This window comes from Neobacillus sp., assembly GCF_031988165.1.
Lineage (GTDB): Bacteria > Bacillota > Bacilli > Bacillales > Cytobacillaceae > Neobacillus > Neobacillus rhizosphaerae.
On the sequence record NZ_DALZYO010000012.1, the window covers coordinates 42,125 to 60,938 of the forward strand.

At 35.8% G+C, this 18,814-nt stretch carries 21 protein-coding genes, 1 tRNA gene and 1 pseudogene; 8 read left to right on the top strand and 15 right to left on the bottom strand.

Annotated elements, in window-relative coordinates; translation table 11 throughout:
- Positions 1 to 129: 129 nt before the first annotated feature.
- From RTR43_RS08885 to RTR43_RS08920, 8 genes and pseudogenes are all read right to left on the bottom strand, one after another.
- Positions 130 to 1,323 (bottom strand): ABC transporter permease, encoded by a 1,194-nt coding sequence (locus tag RTR43_RS08885; protein WP_312471202.1) that lies wholly within the window; start codon positions 1,321 to 1,323, stop codon positions 130 to 132.
- Positions 1,320 to 2,012, bottom strand: a complete 693-nt coding sequence (locus RTR43_RS08890) for an ABC transporter ATP-binding protein (protein WP_312471203.1) — start codon at positions 2,010 to 2,012, stop codon at positions 1,320 to 1,322. The genes RTR43_RS08885 and RTR43_RS08890 overlap by 4 nt, the downstream gene beginning before the upstream one ends.
- Positions 2,009 to 3,136 carry an efflux RND transporter periplasmic adaptor subunit gene (locus RTR43_RS08895; protein ID WP_312471204.1) on the bottom strand — a complete coding sequence of 376 codons (1,128 nt, stop codon included), beginning with the start codon at positions 3,134 to 3,136 and terminating at the stop codon, positions 2,009 to 2,011. The genes RTR43_RS08890 and RTR43_RS08895 overlap by 4 nt, the downstream gene beginning before the upstream one ends.
- Positions 3,136 to 3,807 carry a YknW family membrane protein gene (gene yknW / locus RTR43_RS08900; protein ID WP_312471205.1) on the bottom strand — a complete coding sequence of 224 codons (672 nt, stop codon included), beginning with the start codon at positions 3,805 to 3,807 and terminating at the stop codon, positions 3,136 to 3,138. The genes RTR43_RS08895 and yknW overlap by 1 nt, the downstream gene beginning before the upstream one ends.
- A 505-nt stretch (positions 3,808 to 4,312) precedes the next feature.
- On the bottom strand, positions 4,313 to 5,239 hold the full coding sequence (locus RTR43_RS08905; protein WP_312471206.1) for an aldo/keto reductase: 927 nt from the start codon (positions 5,237 to 5,239) through the stop codon (positions 4,313 to 4,315).
- Positions 5,240 to 5,345: 106 nt separating this feature from the next.
- Positions 5,346 to 5,891: a methylated-DNA--[protein]-cysteine S-methyltransferase gene (locus RTR43_RS08910; RefSeq protein ID WP_312471207.1), complete on the bottom strand. Its 546-nt coding sequence runs from the start codon at positions 5,889 to 5,891 to the stop codon at positions 5,346 to 5,348.
- Between the two features lie 3 nt (positions 5,892 to 5,894).
- Positions 5,895 to 6,494, bottom strand: coding sequence for a bifunctional transcriptional activator/DNA repair enzyme AdaA (locus RTR43_RS08915; protein ID WP_312471208.1), 600 nt, complete (start codon positions 6,492 to 6,494; stop codon positions 5,895 to 5,897).
- A gap of 88 nt (positions 6,495 to 6,582) precedes the next feature.
- Positions 6,583 to 7,295: pseudogene (locus RTR43_RS08920) on the bottom strand (2OG-Fe(II) oxygenase).
- 192 nt (positions 7,296 to 7,487) lie between these two features.
- On the opposite strand from RTR43_RS08920, the gene RTR43_RS08925 reads away from it, so the two are divergent.
- The 4 genes from RTR43_RS08925 (at position 7,488) to RTR43_RS08940 (ending at position 10,330) form a co-directional block, all read left to right on the top strand.
- On the top strand, positions 7,488 to 8,369 hold the full coding sequence (locus RTR43_RS08925) for a DNA-3-methyladenine glycosylase family protein (protein ID WP_312471333.1): 882 nt from the start codon (positions 7,488 to 7,490) through the stop codon (positions 8,367 to 8,369).
- Positions 8,370 to 8,434: 65 nt separating this feature from the next.
- Positions 8,435 to 9,076, top strand: a complete 642-nt coding sequence (locus tag RTR43_RS08930; protein WP_312471209.1) for an endonuclease III domain-containing protein — start codon at positions 8,435 to 8,437, stop codon at positions 9,074 to 9,076.
- Positions 9,077 to 9,218: 142 nt separating this feature from the next.
- On the top strand, positions 9,219 to 9,626 hold the full coding sequence (locus RTR43_RS08935; protein WP_312471210.1) for an Rrf2 family transcriptional regulator: 408 nt from the start codon (positions 9,219 to 9,221) through the stop codon (positions 9,624 to 9,626).
- 65 nt (positions 9,627 to 9,691) lie between these two features.
- On the top strand, positions 9,692 to 10,330 hold the full coding sequence (locus RTR43_RS08940; RefSeq protein ID WP_312471211.1) for an NAD(P)-dependent oxidoreductase: 639 nt from the start codon (positions 9,692 to 9,694) through the stop codon (positions 10,328 to 10,330).
- Between the two features lie 147 nt (positions 10,331 to 10,477).
- Here the strand turns inward: RTR43_RS08940 and RTR43_RS08945 are convergent.
- The 5 genes from RTR43_RS08945 to RTR43_RS08965 all read right to left on the bottom strand — a co-directional run bounded on the left by RTR43_RS08945 (position 10,478) and on the right by RTR43_RS08965 (position 14,747).
- Positions 10,478 to 10,550 (bottom strand) — tRNA-Val (locus tag RTR43_RS08945).
- A gap of 178 nt (positions 10,551 to 10,728) precedes the next feature.
- The gene (locus RTR43_RS08950; RefSeq protein ID WP_312471212.1) at positions 10,729 to 12,102 is read right to left on the bottom strand and encodes a Sau3AI family type II restriction endonuclease; all 1,374 of its coding nucleotides are present in this window, start codon (positions 12,100 to 12,102) and stop codon (positions 10,729 to 10,731) included.
- Positions 12,103 to 12,300: 198 nt separating this feature from the next.
- Complete coding sequence (locus RTR43_RS08955) at positions 12,301 to 12,729, bottom strand: RNA-binding protein (protein ID WP_312471214.1); 429 nt, start codon at positions 12,727 to 12,729, stop codon at positions 12,301 to 12,303.
- A gap of 27 nt (positions 12,730 to 12,756) precedes the next feature.
- Positions 12,757 to 13,887: a PDDEXK family nuclease gene (locus tag RTR43_RS08960; RefSeq protein ID WP_312471215.1), complete on the bottom strand. Its 1,131-nt coding sequence runs from the start codon at positions 13,885 to 13,887 to the stop codon at positions 12,757 to 12,759.
- A gap of 83 nt (positions 13,888 to 13,970) precedes the next feature.
- Complete coding sequence (locus tag RTR43_RS08965; protein ID WP_312471216.1) at positions 13,971 to 14,747, bottom strand: hypothetical protein; 777 nt, start codon at positions 14,745 to 14,747, stop codon at positions 13,971 to 13,973.
- 229 nt (positions 14,748 to 14,976) lie between these two features.
- On the opposite strand from RTR43_RS08965, the gene RTR43_RS08970 reads away from it, so the two are divergent.
- Positions 14,977 to 15,288: a hypothetical protein gene (locus RTR43_RS08970; protein WP_312471218.1), complete on the top strand. Its 312-nt coding sequence runs from the start codon at positions 14,977 to 14,979 to the stop codon at positions 15,286 to 15,288.
- A 545-nt stretch (positions 15,289 to 15,833) separates the two neighbouring features.
- Here RTR43_RS08970 and RTR43_RS08975 read toward each other — a convergent pair.
- The gene (locus tag RTR43_RS08975) at positions 15,834 to 16,031 is read right to left on the bottom strand and encodes a hypothetical protein (RefSeq protein ID WP_312471220.1); all 198 of its coding nucleotides are present in this window, start codon (positions 16,029 to 16,031) and stop codon (positions 15,834 to 15,836) included.
- A gap of 373 nt (positions 16,032 to 16,404) precedes the next feature.
- Positions 16,405 to 16,974: a recombinase family protein gene (locus RTR43_RS08980; protein WP_396954552.1), complete on the bottom strand. Its 570-nt coding sequence runs from the start codon at positions 16,972 to 16,974 to the stop codon at positions 16,405 to 16,407.
- 243 nt (positions 16,975 to 17,217) lie between these two features.
- Here RTR43_RS08980 and RTR43_RS08985 point away from each other — a divergent pair, with 243 nt between their 5' ends.
- The 3 genes from RTR43_RS08985 to RTR43_RS08995 all read left to right on the top strand — a co-directional run bounded on the left by RTR43_RS08985 (position 17,218) and on the right by RTR43_RS08995 (position 18,811).
- On the top strand, positions 17,218 to 17,589 hold the full coding sequence (locus RTR43_RS08985; protein ID WP_312471221.1) for a DUF1413 domain-containing protein: 372 nt from the start codon (positions 17,218 to 17,220) through the stop codon (positions 17,587 to 17,589).
- 1 nt (position 17,590) lies between these two features.
- Entirely contained in the window at positions 17,591 to 17,779 is a 189-nt protein-coding gene (locus RTR43_RS08990; protein ID WP_312471222.1) for a hypothetical protein, read from the top strand.
- A gap of 288 nt (positions 17,780 to 18,067) precedes the next feature.
- On the top strand, positions 18,068 to 18,811 hold the full coding sequence (locus RTR43_RS08995; RefSeq protein WP_312471223.1) for an LEM-3-like GIY-YIG domain-containing protein: 744 nt from the start codon (positions 18,068 to 18,070) through the stop codon (positions 18,809 to 18,811).
- The last annotated feature ends 3 nt before the right edge of the window (positions 18,812 to 18,814 follow it).

Genomic DNA, 18,814 nt, shown 5'->3' on the forward strand with positions numbered 1-18,814 from the left:
ATTTCATTAATTATTTTATCATGCTGTTCCCTTTCTGCCAAATTTTCCGCACGCAACCTAACACAAAAAGGTGAGACACGTATTAAGTATGCCTCACCTAAAAAACCAACTTTATGAAATTTTTACCACTTATTCATATCGAAGCGAATCAATCGGATCAAGCTTTGCTGCCTTATTGGCTGGAAGTAGCCCAAACAATATTCCAATTACCATAGAAAACAAAACACCGCTCAAAACAACTTGCCATGATACTAAGGATGGCCAGCCTGCAAAAAAGCTGACAATTGTTGACGTTCCCCAGCCGAGAACAATACCAAGGACACCGCCGATTAAGGTTAAGGTCATCGATTCGATTAAGAACTGTGTCAAGACCTGGCCGCGTGTCGCACCAAGTGCCATACGGATACCAATTTCCCTTGTTCTCTCGGTCACGGAAACAAGCATAATATTCATGACACCAATCCCACCAACAAATAAGGAGATACCAGCAATACTCCCGATTATCAGCGTCATAATTTTTGTAACCTGGCCAACTCCTTGAGCAATTTCCTCCATGTTAATAACCTGATAGGATTTTTCTGTATTATGCAGATTATTTAATAACCTGGCAGCCTTTTTGCCAGCTGTCTGCAACTGCTCAGCAGAAGAAGCTTGAAGTGTAACCTGGGTAAAATCGCTGCTGCCGTAAATGTTTCTCCAAGTTTGGAATGGCAGAAACACCTCCATGGAGCCAAATGCAAGAAGACCCGTCGGCTTCTCCAAGACACCGATAATTTCAATCGGCTGATTGGCAATCATAATAACCTTTCCAACTGGATTTTCCTCTTTAAATAATTTTTCCTGTAATTTATTACTTATCAGCCCGGCACGTCGTCCTCCAAGAAAATCAGCTGAAGAAAAACCTCTTCCCTTTGCTACTTTCAACTGATTTAATTGTAAGTAAGCCTGATTAATACCTGTTGTCGACACATCTGCCGTATCCTTTTGAAATCTAGCAGAAGATATTTTGGTGCTTGTGGCGACAACTCGCTTAATTTCCGGTATTTGTTCAAGAGCACGGATATCCTCTTGCTTAAATGGGGCCTGCTGAAAGACGTTAGGGTTTGACCTCACTTCTTCATCTGATGGCTGATAAAACATTTCAATCGTATTTCCTGAACCGGTAATTTGTGATTTAAGCATTGCTTCGCCGCCCTGCCCAATCGCTACCACAATAATAACCGCTCCGACACCGATAATAATCCCAAGCATCGTCAAAATACTGCGCATCTTATGTGCTTTAAGCGAGCTCAATGCCATGGAAAGGTTTTCCATAAAACTCATGTCAACCGCCCCCTATCCATAGCTGCAGGAGATTGGATCACTCCATCCCTAACCATAATAGTCCTGTTTGCATACTCCGCCACTTCAGACTCGTGAGTTACAACGATTACCGTAACACCTTCACCATTAAGCTCCCGAAATTGTTCCATGATATCCATGCTTGTTTTCGAATCAAGTGCCCCTGTCGGCTCATCTGCTAAAATAAGTTTAGGCTTATTAACAATCGATCTTGCGATGGCCACCCGCTGCTTTTGTCCGCCAGATAGGGCATTAGGAAGGTGGTCCATCCGGTCTGACAGCCCTACTTTCATTAATGCCTCTTCTGCACGGGCCTGCCGCTCTTTTTTTGAAATTCCTGCGTATATCATTGGAAGCTCGACATTTTTTAGTGCTGATAGTCTAGGCAATAAATGAAATTGCTGGAAGACAAAGCCGATGGATTGATTTCGTACTCGAGCCAATTCCTTATCGTTATAATGCGATACATTTTCCCCGCCAAGATAATATTCTCCTTCAGTTGGTTTATCCAAACAGCCGATGATATTCATCAAGGTCGATTTTCCTGAACCGGAAGGACCCATGATGGCAACAAATTCACCTTGCTCAATCTGAAGACTTATCCCGTTCAATACATGTATACTTTCTTTTCCAAGCAAAAACGACTTAGTGATAGCATCTAGCTGGATCATTTGACTGTCACTTCCAACCCGTTCTTAAGATTATCAGGCCCATTAACGATGACTTGGTCTCCTTTTCCAATACCCTCAAGGATTTCAATCCTCTCACCAGAGGTAATGCCCGTTTTCACCTTCTGCTTTTGAGCCTTTCCATTCTTTACGATAAAAACATAAGGCTTATCTCCATCATCATGGACCGTATCAATTGGCAGAACCATGGCAGATTTTTTATCTGTTTCAATTTCCATAATGACCTGGAAACCTGGTTTTAAGGCTTTCGTATCGCCTGATATTTTTACTGTAACAGGGTACTGTACAGCCTGACTGCCGTTTTGTATTCCCGCTTGGCTCGGCTGTGGGAGAATCGCAATCTTCATGATTTCCCCCTGCCATTCCTGCCCTTGCACAGCATTTGATTTGATCATGACCTTCTTTCCGCTATTAACTTTTAATGTATCGTATTCTGATAAAAGTCCCGATGCTGTCATCCCTTCGAGCTTACCTATATGTACAATGGGTTCAGCCATAGTTCCTGTTGCTGTAGAGGAGTCGGGCTTTTTGGCAGATAAAACCACGCCATCTATCGTACTCTTAATTTCTAATTCAGCTTGGCGCTTGCTAATCATATTCTTTTGGAGTGAGGTTTGCTTCAAGTCCAAATCGGCTAATTTCTTTTCCATTTCTAGCTGTTCTTGTTCCGGAGCAATTTGTTTCTTTGCTTCTTCCTTTCCAATCTGTTCAGCTAAAGTCTTTTCTTTGTCTTTTAGTTCCTTCATTTTCTTATCCATTTGGTTAATCTTCAAATTAGCCGATTCAATTGCTATTTTATTTTGCTCAATTTCTAATTCTAGCTGAGGATTTTGCAGTTTTGCCAAGACGGTACCCTTCTTAATAGTCTGTCCTTCTTTGACAAGCAGTTCCTTCAGTTCCCCTTTGTCAGGGGTTGCATAGACGATTTGTTCCGCTTGAAGTTGTACTGTTCCCGGCACCATTAATAACGAAGAAATTTCCTCCTGTTTGATTTCTGTTGTTTTAACCGAAGGTCCTTTTGCTAAAACTTGACGATATACACTGACGAAAATCATGACGAGTACTATGCTGATAATACCTAGCGCAATCCACGTTTTCTTTTTCATTATAGTTTCGGCGCTCCTTGAATTAGAGTTCCTAACAATCCAAAGCCAATCGAAATTAGGAAGAAGGCAATCGCAATCGTCCAGGCCAGCCCTTTTGAAAATTGTGCTGTTTTATTCAGACCAATGGCAGTTAATACAACTCCCCATAACGCGAATACCTCTACAGAACTCAAGACACCGGCTTTTTCTTGATTTAGAAAACCTGCTAAACTAGTAATATATATTTTAGGACTCCCACCAATGGCATAACTAACCGCCATATTGAGAATAAGACCGATTGCCCCAATAATCATAATATAAGTATTCATGGAGAATAATTGTTTAAAGGAAACAGGTGAATTAGCAATCTTAGCAATGACTAATTGAATAGCACTGCTAATAAGAATACCGATAATCGGTGAAAAAATGCCCATTACCATCATTGTTACCTTTGTAACTACTAAAATTATTTCAGCTTGATCTTCTGGTATCCCCGTACCAATCAAGGTTTCCGCGTCCATTGATAGCGCCATTAACGTCATTCCGATTGCATAGAGGATACTAATAATGATTAACGGCACCCAGAATTTTGGATTTTGCTTGATCCTCTCAAACTGTTCACTCGGACTCGTAAACATTCCCAATAATTTCGGACTCTGTTTTTTTGTGTCCAAATTTGTCTCGATTTCCATTCAAAACACCCCTATCCATTTATGTAAAAGATTTCAATTAATTATACGACAAAAATTAGCGAAAGTTTCATTTATTTCAGAAGTGTCAGGCACAACTCTTGTTTTTTACAAAAAAGACCCGCTCCTTTGTAAGGGCAGGTCTTTTCAAATGCAAACGTGGTTCATTATTTTATTAAGCCAGAGAGGTTATCGGGTGTTTGAACTGATTTGGCAGTGCAATTCCTGTAATATTTTTGACAAATAAATTAGATTTGTACGGCTGAATTGCGAGAAGAATCTTGTTTTCATCAGGATGATAGTGAAAGACAATTTTGGTGATACTTTCATCAGAAATCATACTTAAAATATTCTTTAACTCAACTTTCTCCTCACAAATAACGGTATAAAGATGTAAAATGTTATCTTCACACTGGTAGATGACCAAAGCCAATAATCAATAATAAAAAGGGGTGGATGATCCTCGGTTTTTAAGAGAGGTCCTCCACACCCTATTTTATTATCCTGGTTACGGAACGATATTCCCGGCAGCTTTATAAATCTGATACCATTCTTCTCTCGTCAAGGTGATCTCGGCACCTTTACATGCGTCCTTCATCCGTTCAATATTGGTAGTTCCAAGCACTACCTGAATGTTGGCTGGATGACGAGTAATCCAGGCCGTAGCAATTGCCGTGTTCGTAACGCCATATTTCTCGGCTATGCTGTCAACCACCTCGTTCAACTTTGGAAAACGTTCTAAATCACCCAAGAAGGATCCTTCAAAGAACCCGTGCTGGTATGGAGACCATGCTTGCATCGTAATATCATGCAAACGGCAATATTCCAAAATGCTGCTATCACGATTAACAGCTTGGTCAGTTTTCATATTTAAAGAAATACCCGAGTCAATCATTGGTGTGTGTGCAATGCTAAACTGCAGTTGGTTTACCACCAATCTATGCGGGATGTATTTCTGTAGTAGTTCAATCTGAGCTGGATTATGGTTTGATACGCCAAAATACTTCACCTTTCCACTGCTATGAAGTTCTTCAAACGCCTCTGAGACCTCATCAGGTTCCATTAATGGGTCAGGTCGATGGAGAAGCAGTATATCGAGATAGTCGGTTTTTAAGCGATTTAAAATCTCATTAACTGACCAAATGATATGCCCTTTTGAAAAATCATAATAGTTTTCCGGAGAGCGAATACCACACTTACTTTGCAAAATCATTTTTTCACGGATGCTAGGATTCATTTGAATCGCATCTGAAAAAATCTGCTCGCATTTCCCACGACCATAAATATCGGCGTGATCAAAGAAATTAATCCCCTCTTCCATTGCCGTACGGATTAATTTTTCAGCTTCTGGCAATGACAGCTGTGTTAAACGCATGTTGCCCATAATCATATTTGAAACTTTTAATTCGGTGTTTGCGATGTTTATGTATTTCACGAAAAATCCCTCCTTTAAAGTATCCATCCTCATTATACGTTGAAATGAAACACAGTAGTAAGCTACTTTTAATAGAAATCAGTACTAAAAATTTTTTATCTCGCATCTAAGATAATCCCCGACTACCCCCTTTTAAACTGTGCCGTTCTAAATCGAGGAGTTGTGTCTTCATCTCTAATCCACCGCGGTAACCTGTAAGTGATCCGTTCTTTCCTATGACACGATGACAAGGCACGGTAATTAATACTGGATTGGCCCCAATAGCTGTACCTACTGCACGAACGGCAGCTGGTTTATTTATATAATTTGCAATGTCAGAATAGGATTTTGTCTCTCCAAATGGAATCTCACAAAGTGCCTGCCAGACAGCAAGCTGGAACTCTGTCCCATGGTAATCGATCGGAACGGTAAAAGTCGTCCGTTTCCCTTCAAAATATTCTTTTAGTTCGTCTGCATAGCAGTTTATTTTCTCTCTATCTTCCACAAGGGGTCTGCCTGGAAAACGTTTTTCTGCCCAAACAGACAATTCCTCATATGGCTTGTTCTGTGAGCCTACGTAACAAAGCCCATTTTCTGTCGTGGCAATATATAAATGCCAATCATTATAATTCAGCAGTGACCAATATACAGGTGTTTTATTATCTGCTTTCAATTTTCAATCCCTCCGATATTTCATTTTTCCATGTAATTGACGATATTGTGCCGGAGTATGTCCCGTTATCTTTTTAAATAGAGTAATAAAATAAGGCGTATTTGAAATACCAACTGTCTTCGCTACGTCCGTAATCGCTCGATCCGACTGAAGCAAATAATTTTTGGCCGTATTTATTCTGATCTGTTGAATATATTCAACGGGCGTAATGCCGATAATCTTTTTAAAAGTCCGGTGCAAATGATAGGGGCTTCCATGGCTAATATCCGCCAATATTTCTAGCGTCAGTCTTTCCGTGTAATTGTTATCAATGTATTGTGTGATGAGGTCAACCCATTCGCTGTCAGGTAATCGTTCATTGGTAGGTTTACAGCGTTTGCATGGACGATATTTTGCAAACAGTGCATGGTCTGCGCTTTGAAAAATACGTACATTTTCTTTTTTTGGAACGCGTGATTTGCATGACGGCTTACAGAATATCCCCGTTGTCTTAACAGCATAGAAAAATTGATTATTGTACGATTTATCGTTATTGATAATGGCCTGCCACTTTTCATCTGTCAAAATTTCATCACTAGAATCCTCTTGGAACTCAATTCTCATTTAGACCACCTCTACTACTATTATAATTTCGGATTAAACTGAATGTAAGTTTCAGAAGATAAAAAAGCAAGATAATGAAACTTTATAATTATTTCGAATCATGGAAGATAATCCCTAAACCAAACCGTTTCCCAGAAGTAATCGTACTAACACCATGGCGGAGTGTATTTTTGTAATAACCTTTTTTCCCTTGGGCAGGACGATAGTTCGTCGGAAAAATTATCGCACCACCTTGTTCAGCTGTAAGGACATGTCCCCTGCTTTGGGCACGAGGAATTTGTTCTACGAGGAGGAATTCCCCACCCGTATAATCTTGATCGTATTGATTCAGGATAAAGACTACTTGAAATGGAAAAAATACTTCCCCGTATAGATCCTGATGCAGACAATTGAATCCACCTTGTTCATATTTTAAGATTAATGGTGTTGGTCTCGTTTGCTCCTTTTCTTCACATGTCATTAAAAAATCATCAAGTGTATTCGGATACTGTTCTGACTTTTTCAAAACCCCAACCAACGATTTGCTGTTTTGGCTAGCTCTGGATAAAACGATTCTCGTAACCCTTGAACAAACTTAGGCAAGGGATAAGAAAAATATTTGTACTCTCCGCTACCAAAGCGGTATCTTGTCATATTGATGGTCGTCCTGTACGACTGTTCATCATTATAAAGTTCTATGAAAGACTCGCATTCTTCTTCCGTTAAAATCGGGGGCAGCTTAACAAAACCTTGTTCATCTAATTCTTTTTGAATTGCTTCCCAATCTAAACTTTGTATACGGGATTGAATATCTTGAACCATGGTGACTCCCTCCAGTTTTTTGTTATTATCAATATAACCCGATTTCATTGAAAAATTAGGTTTTACAGAATAAAGAAGCAAGATCACGAAATTAATTTTTGTGATAATAATAGAAATTGATTAGGAGGATTAAACGTGGCAGATGTAAAGAACACAAATGACTGTTGGCAAAAACTCAATGATGATATTGTGATGGAGTTGCCAGTCGATTTTAATATGAAAGTAAATCTCGGCTATTTAGAACGCAACAAAAAGGAATGTATGTTTGAAGTCGAAAACGAAATTATCACCAGGGTAATAGTCCTTGGAGAAATGCGTTTCTTAGTACAGTTACAGGTAAATGAACGTAATCAAATGATTGTTCAGTTTTTAGGAGATTCAAGACCGCATAAACAGACGGAGCTGGCTGAGGTTGTAAGGTACATTCGTGAATGGTTTGATCTTGATCGCGATTTAACACCATTTTACGCAATGGCAAAAGCAGACCCGCTTCTTAAAAAGCCCGTCCAAGAATTTTACGGATTACGAGTGATTGGCGTTCCCGATTTATTTGAGGCCCTCTGCTGGGGAGTTTTAGGGCAGCAAATTAATCTAGCATTCGCCTACACCTTAAAAAGACAATTTGTCGAAAAGTTTGGCGATTCGATCGAATGGAATGGAAAGAACTATTGGATTTTTCCGACCTACGAACAAATCGCTCCATTAACACCTGCAGATTTAGCTGATATTAAAATGACCTTAAAAAAAAGTGAATATATTATTGGCATTGCCCAATTAATGGCCAACGGGGAATTAACGAAGGAGAAATTATCGAGAATGGAAAACCTTAATCAAGCGGAAAAAAGTTTAACCAAAATACGCGGGATTGGTCCATGGACTGCAAATTACGTGTTAATGCGCTGCTTACGATTTACTTCGGCTTATCCGATTGATGATGTCGGACTGCATAACGCCATCAAGCATCTTACCAGTTCAGAGAAAAAGCCCTCAAAAGAAGAGCTCTTAAAACTTTCATTAAAGTGGGCGAATTGGCAAGCATATGCAACTTTTTATTTATGGCGTGTTCTCTACTAAAAAATTCTCCAAAAATTCATATCCGCATAAGCGAATATAGGCATAGGAAGAAAATCGGTGATTAAATGAAGTACGATTATCAATTGATTTACAACCAATTATTTGAACACTACGGTCCTCAAGGCTGGTGGCCAGCTGAGACACCGTTTGAAATGATGATAGGCTCCATACTCGTTCAAAATACAAGTTGGTCCAATGTGGACAAGGCATTAATAAATATTAAACCCTTTTTGTATCCTGAAGGGGTTGCCCAATTACCCATTGAAGAACTTGCCCAACTTATAAGACCAAGCGGCTTTTTCAATATTAAAGCAAAGCGAATAAAGGCATATATGGAATGGTTTAAAACCTATGATTATGATATCCATAAGATAAAAAAAGTGGATAGGCTTCCATTGCGAAATGAGCTGTTAAGTATTAAGGGGATCGGCCGGGAAACGGCTGATGTTATCTTGCTTTATACATTTGATACTCCCATTTTTATAGTGGACGCATATGCAAGGCGAATTTTTTACCGCCTAGGAAATAATATGCCTGAATCATACGATGCCTTTAGAAAACAAATTGAAAAAGTATTGCCTAGCGAGGTGAAATTATATAATGAATTCCATGCTCTTCTCGTTGAACATGCGAAGGTGCATTGCAAAGCAACCCCGATATGTGAGAAGTGCCCATTATTTGAAATTTGTGATCGAAGATTGGACTAGCCTATTCATAATAGGATGAAGCTGAATTCATCATTCAACTGTAAGTTAAGGATGAATTTTTTTTGTAATTTCCCTGTATAAAAATAAATAATTTGACAAACAATATTACTTGTAACTATAATTGTTACATGGTGGTGTTCCTATGAAAAATAGTCGATTTGCTGTTGCGATTCATATTCTGGCATTAGCATCCTTTCAACCTCGAGCCACTTCAGATTTCATCGCGAGTAGTGTTAATACGAATCCAGTCGTCATCCGACGCATAAGCAGTATGCTAAAAAAAGCTGGACTGTTAACATCACAGGCAGGAGTTCCTGGAGTTAATCTTACAAAAGACCCAATCGATATTACTTTGTTGGAGATTTATAAAGCGGTTCAAGGAAAAGCTGAAACAACCTTTGCCATGCATGAAGACCCCAATCCTGATTGTGTAGTGGGTAGAAATATTCAAGCAACACTTGAAAACAAATTCATGTGTGCTCAGAGCGCGATGGAAAATGAATTAGCTAGGCAAACACTTGATGACATATTACATGATCTCTTTGAATAAAGAGATTTTTTCACCACCAAATTGTAACTATTATTGTTACAATTAACCAAAAGGAGGATAAAAAAATGAATATTGCCATTATAGGAGCTAGTGGCAAAGCAGGTAGTTTTATTTTGAAAGAGGCAGTCGACCGCGGACATCAAGTAACAGCCATTGTAAGAGACGGTTCAAAACTTAAGGACAAAAGTGTACAAGTGATTGAAAAAAATATATTTGACCTAACATCAGACGATGTAAAGCAGTTTGACGTAGTAGTGAATGCTTTTGGTGCTCCACTAGGTGAAGAGCAAGTTCATGTTGACGCTGGTCATGCTCTCATTGAGGCGCTTAAAGGAACAAATACAAAAGCGATTATTGTCGGAGGAGCAGGTAGTCTTTATGTAGATGAAAACAAAACGATTAAGGTCATCGACACACCTGATTTTCCTGATATGTTTAAACCAACAGCAAAAGGTCAGGGACGAAATCTCCAAGAATTACAGGAAACAACAGATATAACATGGACATTCATCAGTCCTTCTGCAGTATTTGATCCTGAAGGAAAAAGAACTGGAGCCTATCAAACAGGAAAAGATAACCTACTGGTTAATTCAAAAGGCGATAGCTACGTCAGCTATGCTGACTATGCAATAGCCGTTCTGAATGAAATTGAAAATCCTCAGCATATTAATGAAAGATTCACAGTCGTTGGTGAATCTGAATAAAATTTGGAGCTGTGATCATATGATTACAGCTCTTGTTATTTTAAAAATTATATAGAATATTTCATGTTAAACAGATCTGCAAATGTCCTAACATTAGTTTACAAACAACAAAAAATCCTAACATCCAATGGATGTTAGGAATAATGATGACCTGTGAGGGGTTCGAACCCCCGACCTCAACCCTGTCAAGGTTGCGCTCTCCCAGCTGAGTAGAAAAGTCATGATATATATAGGTTTCTTAGGAATTACAAATTCTTTTAGAACAACTGACCACTAACCTTCTAGTGTTTACATTTACTATTGTAAAGTGGTCGGTTGAATTGGTCAACAATAACTTTCGTAAATAGAATACACCATGCAATAAAACAAAAGAAAGGCACTCACATTTTGTGTTCCAATTAGATTATCCCGATAATCTTTCTTATATATTCTTTATTAATGAATAAGCATTTTTTCTTTAATGTTAAACCGTTAGGTAATGTTACAAATACACTTTCACCAGAACCTTTTGGACGAATTTGAAATGGTGGATAGTCTGCTTTTCTTCCAGGTATGTTATCCTTCCATTCACCGTGTTTGCCTTTTTTTTCATTAATTTTTACCTTAATTAAGTCCATATCTAGCATATATTTTATTCGATAATATAGTTTAGAGGCTATTTTAAGTAATTCTTCGTCAGGAACCCAAATTTTATATCCTACAAAAATGTTTTTACCACTCTCGTATTCATCCCACACTGTAAGTATATATTTTGTTTCAGCAAACCATCCATACCAAGTAGATTCCTCAAATTCATCATTTGCTATTTCAGTGAAGTCAAGATTTGGAAATGACATATCTTGATTCTTAGTCTTATCCAGTCTTTCACGAACAGTTTTTATAGCATATCCTTCTTTCAAGAACTCCTCAGTATGATTTAGATTTCCTTTAGTACCAAACATGAAACCAATTAAATTGAATAGCTTACTCTTCCCTTTTACTTTCTTTTGTAAAATTTTTTGGATTTCTTCATCAGTTTTTCCTTTATATTTATCTAAGGTTTCAGTTACTGTATCAAGGAAGCATTTCTGAGGCGGAACATCAATATGTTCAACCTGCTCAGGTGTAGCTAAATTTCTAAAATAAGCAGACATGTAACCAACTTTATAAGAATATGCTCGTGATTTTGCTTTCTCTTTAAAAAAGGGTTGTTTAACAAGGTCTTTTCCTTTTCCTTGGCCTTTCGTGCATGCACCCAATATTTTCTGTTGTTTCTCACTAATATCATGAGCTTCACCTTGCTGGATTTTATCAATAATTGATTGGTAATCTAATCGAACTTGTGGCTCATCATATTTAGGTAATTGAAAACGTGCAGTCTTAATTATTTTAAATTCTTCAACAGGTTTGTTTTCTTCATGAAGGTAAAAAATTAAAAGCATGCTTTGTGCCTTTTTATTTACAACACTTTCTTCAAATGGAATCTTATAATCTTCCATATAGTTAATCATTCCCAGAACAAGACGCTCTTTAGAGCTGAATCCAACCTTTTTTTTCTTAAGAATAGGTGTTACTTTCAATTCGATGTGATGATGTACAAAATCTGAACCTTTGATTGAGTTTGCCGGAATTCCGAAAAAGTCAGCTTGAATCATATTTCCAATACAGCCTTTATCCTTTTTCTTTTTTAACCAACCCGATTTATCTAAATCTCCAAGTTTCTTTCCGACAAGTTCTTCTGCCACATCAAATATTTGTTGTTCAGTCCACGAATCAGAATATATATATGACATTTAACCACCTCGTAATTTGAAAAACAAAATGTAGTTTCCTAAAAGAATAATGCATTTCCCTTCATTAACGTGCCGATACTATGTTTAACAAAAAATATTTCCTACATGTAATATTACTTTCTAAAAGCTATACTTCTAGATATCTCTCAGTCTATCCCACCTGTTTTCACCAAGGAAATCTTTGAGATTACTCCTACCCTATGGTTTAAGTATTGTCTCTTTCTCTAATATAATATTTCCATTCATATCAACCAATACTACTTTATCCGCTCTATATGTGTTTGTTTTGTCATTTAGAAAGCCCAAAAAGGCTCCTGTCAAACCTTGAATTTTAGTATTTTCTATAGCTAAGTCCGTTCTTACCTTCACTACCGTTTCTTTTTCTATATGTACCTCATATCCCTTAATGTTTGAATACCATGAGGTTTCCAACCCTTTTATGCCGAAATTCTCATCAATATATTCCTGTAAAGCTTGTTGAAACTCTTTTTCTTTTTGTGAATTATCCACTATTTCCTCTACTTTTTGCGATTCTGGTTGAGTAGTACTTTTCGTTGTGGGGGAGCATGCAGACGTTACAAATAAAAGGATGACAGGTAATATCATGTTTACAAGTTTCCACTTCATTATTTATTCCCCTTTGTTGGCTTTATTCTAATTAATTTCTTTAAAATTTAATTTTTTGTTATTAGTATCAAACTCATATTTAATTAATCTTACATTCGACCATTCATCTGAAATTACAGGTCTTCTACCTTTTACATAGTTTCTAATACATACCTTATTCCTATATTCAATTACCTCTTGTGGAAAATTGCTACACACTAAAAAAGCGTTTATCATTGAGTAATCGCCATATGCATATTCTTGATTAACCCAGTCAACATACTTCATAACTTGGTCAATTGCATCCTTAGTACCGCTATCTTTTTTAATTTCGATAATTAAGTATTTGGATATTGTATCGTAATTTCTAATGTATTTATACCCAAATACATCCATTCTGTCCATATAATCTATAGGTTTAAAAGGTGAAGCGATTACTTGCCTAGAAACATAATCCCATCTTCCAAACGGTGAGACCATACCTTGTGAAATTATATCTATTATCCCCGCTTCAATTGCCATTTCATGTTTTAATAGATAACCATTAGAGCATAATGACAACAAATTTTTCGATGTGATTGAATAACTTTCATTAACAGTTGATGCTATATGGATAATTGAGTCGATTACAGATTTAAAAACCCCAACTGGTTTATTAATGAACTCTTCATTTCTTTTCAAAATTATATCTCTTAATGCTTTATTTTCTTTATCATCTATTTTTATGAAGCTAGCTTTCCAAAATGCCCTTAACATTCTAAAATTAATTGGATTTGAAGATAGTACATCATCCATGTCAACTCCCTGCTTAAAAAAGTGGGGTGCAGGGTGAAAAGTACAGATGCATCGATTATTAACATTTTCAGAATTCACATTCAATAACATTGAATCCCTTACATCAAAAAAGTTTACTTTTATTGGCAAGTCAGCATTAGGGAAATTCAAATATTTGCAATCGAATCCAAAATTGATTAATTCCCCAATGCCATAAATCATTCTATCCCTAAAAAAATAAACATTGTCTCCTTCTTTCATACTAAGATAATCAGCAAAAGTACCCTCATGTTCTTTTCTCCAAATTTTATTATCTGGGATATTTAGTTTAGTTCCATATACACCATTTTCAATACAATAAACTAGGGATTCATCACTATCCAAGTTAAATATATAGCCAGCCATTAACTTCATCCTCAATAATTTTAATAATTTAACCCTTATAGATTACCTTATTTTCCAGAATAAGCATAACTTACTAAATTCACTTATAAATCCCACACATTCTCTAAATCAAATCTAGTAGCTAATGTACCTTGATATATCCTTTTATCCATTAATGCTGGTTTATCTTGACCATGATTATTTGTTCTTACTAATATCTGTTTAAGCAATCTACTATCTTGATATAAACCTGCGTTAATTGCTTCATAGTATCTAGCAAATAATAAGTCTTTTCCCCAGTCATCCTTCCCATAGTTATTGTTTGATGGAAAATTAATATCTTCTTGAAGCGTACACCATTTAATAAATGTTACCAATTCAGGCAAGCTAAACCCTTTATATTCTTTCTGATATTTATCTTCTTCTTTCATATTTAATCGCTTAAATGGGTATAAATCAAAATATATATTTTGTAGGATTGTAGCAAGAGCATTATACGTTTTTTTTCTTGTATCCTCATTTTGAACAGAAGCTATCTTATTGAACAAATCCTCTACAATTTCCGTATGCTTTGGTGTTATAAATTCGTTCCATCTTTTATTTTTCAACCTAATCCTAATATCAAACCTTTGGATATCATCTGTAATATCCCCTGTTATTCTGTGTTTAAATGTTAATCTCCCAGGAACCCTCAGTTCAATGCTATGCTCATTAAGAGTACCTTCACCGTAAACAATTGGAAGTTCTGTCGGAGTATTTTTATAAATATGAATCTGCCCTTCTTTATTTTTGAAGGAATATCGCTTCAACGATTGATTATCTTTACTATTATAAAGATTTTCAACAAACCTTCTTAACTCAAAATAAGTTCTTGTTTCCATATTGAGTAGCCTCTCCTTTTTTCATTTCTCAGTAAAACTTATCATGGAATGGCAGAAAACGGAACTTCAGAGTTAAATTATTTTAATATCTTTCATAAATGTGTAGAGATTAGTTTGTATATTTGACAAAAGCTTTATGTCTAAATTCCGACTTTTTTGTAAAAATATGACAATCAAGCCATAAATCAAGTAGAATATTGTTGAAGTCTAAAAATTGGAGGAATAAGCCTTGAAAGTTGGTAATTGCAGTCTCGTAATCGATAATGAACTACTGGAACAACTTGATTTTGAAGGTATGATAGTTAACGCTTTAAACCCAGTACTTGGTATGCTCGTAATGAGTGCTAAAGATGATACCTTCACCCTTCATATTTACATGCTTCAATCACAAAGTGAATTTGAATATCATATTGATAAGAAATTGACTACCAAAACGTTTTCTAGCTTAGTTGGAATGCAATATTTTTTAAACAAATTCTCAAGCTATAAAGCTAGCGAATTTATGGAATTTGTTCAAAAGCATGATACACAAACTCATTAACTTTTTAATATCGAACATGTGTTAGAAGTATATTATTAACAAAGAAAAGACCGCTTTATTGTGGTCTTTTACTTATTCACACACTTATACACCTACCACTATTCACTTTCTAAAAGTAAAGGGAATAGAAAGTGAAAATCATTTGATTTTGCTATAGTTTTTTGTACTATTCTCGATAGGGTTTCGATTAAGATTTTGTGGCGATTAGCTAGGTTTTAGGATGATGAGAGGATATTCGATATTCGAATGGATGGAATCGAAAAAAATCGTGGTGCAGACTTGCACCTACCCATGTCGTTTTCGCTGTAAAGTACTTCCAAAAACGTGGGAATATGCCCCCGCATATCCTCATTAGTGATTGTACATACCATTAAAACAAAAGTTCGTTATTTATTAATTATCATTAGCTTATTCTTTTACCACGGTAAGTATTTAATTTTGTAACTACAAAATGAAGCTGCTATAAATACACAATAAAAAGACAGAGAGATATTTCCTCACTGCCTCTCAGAATACTGAACTAATCATCTGCAGTATCCAATTATTCATTGTAAAGTTATCTTCATCCTTAAATTTGGTACTAATTCTTCAGTTTTATAAGCTGCCTTAACACCTTTTAGTGTTTCCTCAACATAGTATGTAATTTCATCAAGATAAAGTTCATCCGTTTTTTCAATAATTACTTCTCCAGCCTCTTGTAATGTGATTAACGCTTTACCAACTGCTCCTAAAATACCTTGCATTTGAATCATCCTTTGCTTTTGTTTTTTTATTATCGTAAAATGCCATAATGAATCTGACTTGTAATGTATTCTAAAGCACCATCATTAATTTCATCTTCAGTTTTATATACCATTTCTTCACAGTATATCTTAGAGTCATTAATATAATTAGCTTGTTGCTCGACTGTTAGATTAATTCCTTGTTTATCTAATTGAGTGATAAATCCTAGTATCACTTTCTTCACTTTTCTTCATTGCGGAGTTAACATTAAGTAGAAGTAGTTCAATGTATAAACCAAAGACAATTTCATTTAACCGCTGGACGACCGAACTTGACTCCTTTTTTCTTAGCAACAACAATGCATTTCGCATAGACTGTGGACTTTTAATCATCTTATTCTACTAATTCCTTTACTTTAGCGTAAATCGTGCTACGTGGTACACCAGTCATTTTTGCTATATCATTTACACTAAGTCCATTATTTTCTCTATCCTGATACAGCTTTACAGCCTTCCTAACGTCCTTTTCATCCTTTCCTTTACGTCCTAAATGTTTACCCTGTTTCTTTGCCCTTGCACGCCCTTCTGCTGTTCTCTCGTTAATTAAGTCACGTTCAAATTCTGCTATTGCACCCAACATAGTAAACATGAGTTTTCCCGATGGTGTAGTGAAGTCAATCTGTTCTTTAATAAATACTAACCCTATATCCCTTGCTTTCAGTTCCCTTGCAATTTTATGTAAATCAAAAGTTGAACGTGCAAGTCTATCAATCTTATAGACAACCAGCTTATCACCTCCCCTTATATAATCCAACGCCTTACCTAATTCTTTTCTATCTGACTTAGCACCACTTTCCTTCTCCTTATATATCTTTTCACAACCGTATTCCTTCAGCTTTTCTACCTGAAGTTCTAAATCCTGCCCCAATGAAGAGACACGTGCATAACCTATTAATTCACCCACACCTATACCTCCATTATCTAAAAGTCTAATATCTTTTGTACATTTAATTCTAGACTAACTTTTAGATATTTTCAAGTAAGATTTTTAATGTGTTTTAAGTATTTTTTCAAGGTGTCTAAAACTTACAACTTTCAGACGACTTTTTCATCTCAACAGCCATTGAAACCAAATTACGAAATTTAGAATTGACTTCAATTCATTGTTGATGTACACTTACAACAACAACTAAACGAGGTGATTAATTTGAAGCTTGTTCGCTTAAATTTTTCAGATGAAGAATATAAGGATATTTATGGTAAGGCATTGGAAAATGGTTTTGCAAGTATTCCAGAATATCTACGTTATTTACTCTTTAACGAGAAACCAGAGACTACCTTTGATTACGAAGAACTTTTGAAGCAATTTGAAAAAGCTGTTTCAAAAAGAAAAGATAGTAAAGAATTTAGAGTACGTGATTGTTTCGATTCCACCATTTGGGCAAACATTGATATTTCAGCTAGAAGAACTTTAGGAAGAATGATTATTCATAAAGTAGAAAAAGGTGGATGGCTGCCTATAGTGCCTACTAAAAAAGATTCTGGTAACGCACAATGGTATAAAAAAAGGAGCGAATAAAATGAAAACAAAGTATATTTGTCAACTTCCTGATGAAATAAGAGAGAATATTTATGACGAGGTTCAAAACGCTCTTTCTAAGATAGGACTAAGTGATAGTGAATTAGTTGAGGCAATTGAAGCTGCAATGAACAGTAGGCTTTGCGATTTAGAAGATACAATTGATATTTCAAAATATCTAGTTGTTTGAAAAGAACATTTAGATTAACTTACATTATTCTATTATGATTTAAGTGTATTAAAATCCCATTGCTACTTTTGATTCAGATAAAAAATGGTAGTAATATTTTCAAACTAATAAAATGTTGATTTTATCATGTCACAAATTTCGTCCCGTATTGTGTACCTTCTGGTACAAACATTCTTATTGAAATTCAAAAGAGATGTTGTAATTCTGTATTAAAATATAGGAATATTGTCAAAATTCGCACTTGCACAAACTTTAGCAGTTAAAAATTAGTGTGAGAGAGGTATTTATATGAACAAACAATTTTCTAAAGAGGTTATTAGTAAGTTAAAGTACTATGTTTATATTTACTCTGACCCCGAGACTAATGATATATTTTATGTAGGAAAAGGTATTGGGAATCGGGTATTTTCTCATTTAAACAGCTCTGGAGATACAGAGAAAAGCCGATTAATTAAGCTTATTAGGGACAGAGGGCAAGAACCTAAAATTGAAATTCTTATCCATGGCTTAGAAGACGAACATACGGCTTTAAAAGTAGAGGCAGCTATAATTGATTTAATTGGAAAAGAACAATTAACAAATAGAGTCCGTGGTTGGCAAAGCGGCGTTTTTGGAAGAGTAGAAATAAACCAGTTAATATCACACTATGAAAGAGAGCAAGTCAATATAGAAGAACCAGCAATTTTAATTCGGATAAATCGTTTGTTTCGTTACGACATGACCGATATTGAACTTTATGATGCAACAAGAGGAGTATGGAAAATAGGAAATGATAAAGATAAGGTAAAATATGCTTTCGCAATATTTGATGGGATTGTTCATGAAATCTATAAGGTTTTAGCTTGGTTTCAAGCTGGAAGCACATTTAATTCACGAGGCTCCTTTGATGATGAAATCAATAGATGGGAATTTATCGGTCAAAAAGCAGAGGAAGCAATAAGAACTAACTATATAGGGAAATCTGTAGAACACTATTTTCCCAAAAGCGCACAAAATCCTATTAAATACATAAACATAAAAGAATCAATCTAACTC